Raw genomic sequence first — 4321 nt, forward strand, 5'->3', positions numbered from 1 at the left:
GCAACGCGACGCGACGGCGTCCGAAGCACGGCGTGACGCCGGCGTCGACACGGACGACGCACCGACTCACCGCTTCACGTGGCGACCGGTCGAGATCGAACCGCTGCCGGAACGGCCGGCGGCCGAACTGAGCGGCAAGCGGATCGCGATCGTCAACGGCCTCGGCCGCACGGTCGAGCGCGTGGTGGCGGCGCTTGCGCGCGCCTGCGCGAAGCCGGCGGTGTTCGCCCCGGCCGACGGCGTCGATCCGGCGGCGGCCGCGAACGCGTTCGTTGCACAGTCGGGCCCGTTCGACGGGATCGTCGATCTCGGCGTCGAGGCGCCGTTTTCGCTCGACGTGCGCGATCAGTGGGAAGCGCCGCTGCGCCGCACGGTCGCGTTGCTGCAGGCGTGCTACGGCGACTGGGTGCAGGAGGAAGCGACGTCGCGGCTGTTCTATCTCGCGCTCACCTGGCAGGACGGGCTGATGGGATACGGCGACGACGCGCTCGTGCAGCCGCTCGGCGGATTGTGGGCGGGGCTCGCGAAGACGCTGCCGCAGGAACTGCCGAACTGCAACGTGCGCGTGCTCGACATCGCGCCGGACGAAACCGGTCGCGTCGACGGGTTGATCGCACGTGAGCTGTATCGCTGGGGGCGCTTCGAGGTCGGCCATCGCGGCGGGCGCCGCCACACGCTCGTCGCGACCCGCGACGACCTGCCGGCGCAAGCGGCGCCCGACTGGGGGCCCGACGACGTCGTGCTGTTCTCGGGCGGCGCACGCGGCATCGGGTTCCTGGCCGCCTGCGAGATCGCGAAGCGGTATCGCTGCACGGTGATCGTCACCGGGCGCGACGCGCCGCCGGCCGGAGACGAGCCGTGGCTCGCGCTCGACGATGCGGGCTTCAGGCGCTACGGGCTCGACCTGCTGCGCCAGGCGACGCCGGAGCGGCCGCCCAAGGCGATCCGGCACACGCTGCAGCAACTCGAACGGCGCCGCGAGCTGAAGGCGTCGCTCGACGCCGCGGCCGCGCTCGGCCTGCCGGTGCGCTACCGGGTATGCGACGTGACCGATGCGAACGCCGTGCGCGCGCTGTGCGACGCATTCGGCGCGCGGTTGCGCGGCGTGATCCATAACGCCGGCATCGACCAGCCGGTGCGGTTGCCGCGCAAGTCCGCGGACGAATTCGTCGGCACCGCGCGCGTGAAGGTGCTCGGCTTCATGAACCTGTACGCGGCGGTGCGCGAGCGGCCGCGTGTCGACTGCTTCGTCAACGTCGGCTCGCTGACCGGCCGCTGGGGCGGCATGACGGGCGAGACCGACTACGCGGCCGCGAACGAGGCGCTCGCGCGGCTCGGCTGGTGGGCGCGCCGCGATGTGCCCGGGCGCAACGTGAAGACGCTCGTGTGGCCGACGTGGGACGGCGTCGGCATGATCACGAACCTCGCCGTCACGCGGCGTTATGTGACGCCGATGCGCATCGCCGACGGCGTCAGGCACTGGCTTGCGGAACTCGCGCAGCCGGCCACGCCCGCGGCGTCCGGCGGCGGCGAACCGATGTACATGGGCGCCGTCGGCCGTGCGCTGACGCCGATCCAGCTGCGCGGCTTCGATGCGGTCGACGGCTTGCCGAATCTCGGCGAACTCGCGACACGCCGGCACCACGCGGGCGAGCCGCGGCGATTCCGGCCGTTCGCGTTTTTCTCGACGCGCTATCGTGCGGCCAACGCGCCCTATACGCGCGCATTCCGCTTCGGCGGCCGCGCGGCGGCGCCCGTGTCGCTGCTGCTCGAGCACGCGCGCGTCGTGGCCGACTGGGTGGCGCCGCCCGATGGCGAGCGCGCCTACCTGCATGAAGCCGTCGACGTGACGATCGCGCTCGATGCGCTCGCCGACGCGCTCGATGCCCACGGCGATCTCGCGCTCGACACCGACGTGACCGGCCGCACGGCCGGCGACGACTGGCACGTGACGGTGCGGTGCGCCTCGCTCGCCGGCCGCGTGCTGCTCGATGCGACGTTCGTGTACCGCAGTCATCCGCCCGCGGGTGCGACCGTGCCGCTGCCGCACGACGGGCAGGACGATGCGGTCCGGCCGGCCACGTGCGCGATCTGGCGCGGCGACCTGCTGCCCGACGCGGACTGGCGCGGCGGCATCGCGCAGGTCAGGGCCGCCGACGCCGATGCGTTGTGGCGCGCGCCGGGCGAGGGCGACGCGCGCGGCGCGGCGCCGTGCCCGCAGATCTGGCTGCCGGTCAATCATCTGGAGAACGTGTTGCGCGTGCTGCTCGGCGCGTGGCCCGCAGACGGCGAACCGCCGCGCACATGGCACATCGGCGGCATCGCATTCGGCGCCGCGCGTGCCGCCGACGCCGAATTGCTGCTGTGCTACCCGGACGGCCGCTTCGCGATCGCCGATCGCGGCGGCGCATCGATCGCCGATCTGCGCGATGCGCGGCTGGCTGGCGCGACCGGCCCGCAGGCCGCGGCCGGGCCGGTTCTTTGAACGGAAAGGGGAAATCCACCATGACGGAGCGCAACGACGGCGCGCGGTACTGCATCATCGGCGCGGGCGCGGCGGGGATCACCGCCGCGAAGAACCTGCTCGCGGCCGGAATCGGCTTCGACGTGATCGAGCGCGAGGACGACGTCGGCGGCAACTGGTACTACGGCCGGCCGAGCGGCGCGGTGTATCGCTCGATTCACATGATCAGCTCGAAGCGGTTTTCGGAGTACACCGACTTTCCGATTCCCGACGACTACCCGACGTATGCGCGCGGCGACCAGGCGCTCGCGTACCTGCGGGCGTACGCGCGGCGCTTCGGCGTGTACGACCGGATCGAGTTCGGCCGCTCGGTGCTCGAGATCGCGCCGGTCGCCGGCGGCTCGGGGTGGCGCGTCGAGCTGGACCGCGGCGAAGTGCGCACCTATCGCGGCGTGATCGTCTGCAACGGGCATCTGTCGCATCCGCAACTGCCGGACTATCCGGGCCGCTTCGACGGGCTGCAGCTGCATTCGTCGCAATACCGCACGCCGGAGATCTTTCGCGACCGGCGCGTGCTCGTGGTCGGCGCGGGCAATTCGGGCTGCGACATCGCGGTCGAAGCGTCCCACCATGCGCGCGCGGTGTTCCACAGTACGCGGCGCGGCTACTACTACTGGCCGAAATTCCTGTTCGGGATACCGGCCGACCAGTGGGCCGAATGGCCGCTGCGGCTGCGCATGCCGCTGTGGGCGCGCCGCTTCTTCGGCGAGCGGCTGCTGCGGCTGACGACGGCCGGGCAGCCGGAGGACTACGGGCTGCGCAAGCCCGACCACAAGCTGTTCGAGTCGCATTTCATCATCAACTCGACGCTGTTCTACCACCTCGGCCACGGCGATCTCGATGCGCGGCCCGACGTGCGGGAACTGAAGGGCGATCGCGTCGTGTTCGCCGACGGCCGCGAGGAGCCGGTCGACGTGATCGTCTACGCGACCGGCTATCGACCGAGCTTTCCGTTCATCGACCAGGCGCATCTGCAATGGCGCAAGCAGCAGCCGTCGCTGTACCTCAACATGTTCGACGCACAGCATCGCGACCTGTTCTTCATCGGGCTGTTCCAGACGTCGACCGGCAACTGGCCGCTGATGGACTACCAGGCGCAGCTGCTCGCGCGCTATCTGCATGCCCGCGACGCGGCGCCGCGCAAGGCCGCGCACATCGACCGGCTGATCCGGCGCGGAAAGTCGGACTGGAGCGGCGGCATCGCGTTCCATCGCACGCCGCGGCACGTGATCGAGGTCGAGCATTTTGCCTATCGGCTGCAGTTGCAGCGGCTGATACGCGGCCTGCCGGCCGTGCCCGGCGCGGCAGGCGCGGATGCGCGCGCCGCGCAGGCAGCGCAGGAAGCGCCGGCGGCGCCCGTGCGCGCGGGAGGTGCGTCATGAGCCTCGTGAACGTCGAACACCTGTCGAAGACCTACCTGCTCGACAGCGTGCGCGTGACCGGGCTCGCCGACGTGTCGGCGACGCTCGAGGCCGGGCGCTTCACCGTGTTGAGCGGGCCGTCGGGCAGCGGCAAGACGACGCTGCTGAACATGATCGGCTGCATCGACCGCCCCGACAGCGGGCGCGTGACGATCGCGGGCCACGACACCGCGTCGCTGTCCGACGATGCGTTGTCCGATTTCCGCGCGCGCCATGTCGGCCACGTGTTCCAGACCTTCAACCTGCTGCCCGTGCTGTCCGCGTACGAGAACGTCGAGTATCCGCTGCTGATGGCGGGCTGGCCGCCGGCGCGGCGCGCGGCGCGGGTGCGCGACCTGCTCGACGCGGTCGGGCTGGCCGACAAGGCGCGGCACCG

General features: G+C 71.6%; 3 protein-coding genes. All 3 read left to right on the forward strand.

Annotated features, from left to right (window positions below):
• On the forward strand, positions 1-2485 hold a 2485-nt coding region (locus tag ABY44_RS17760), incomplete at its 5' end, for a KR domain-containing protein (RefSeq protein ID WP_431641494.1).
• A gap of 20 nt (positions 2486-2505) precedes the next feature.
• On the forward strand, positions 2506-3906 hold the full coding sequence (locus tag ABY44_RS17765) for a flavin-containing monooxygenase (protein ID WP_060170843.1): 1401 nt from the start codon (positions 2506-2508) through the stop codon (positions 3904-3906).
• The coding region (locus ABY44_RS17770; protein WP_431641496.1) for an ABC transporter ATP-binding protein at positions 3903-4321 on the forward strand (419 nt) is incomplete at its 3' end. The genes ABY44_RS17765 and ABY44_RS17770, both read left to right, overlap by 4 nt.

It is taken from the genome of Burkholderia sp. ZZQ-2, from assembly GCF_050768715.1.
Classification (GTDB): domain Bacteria; phylum Pseudomonadota; class Gammaproteobacteria; order Burkholderiales; family Burkholderiaceae; genus Burkholderia; species Burkholderia cepacia.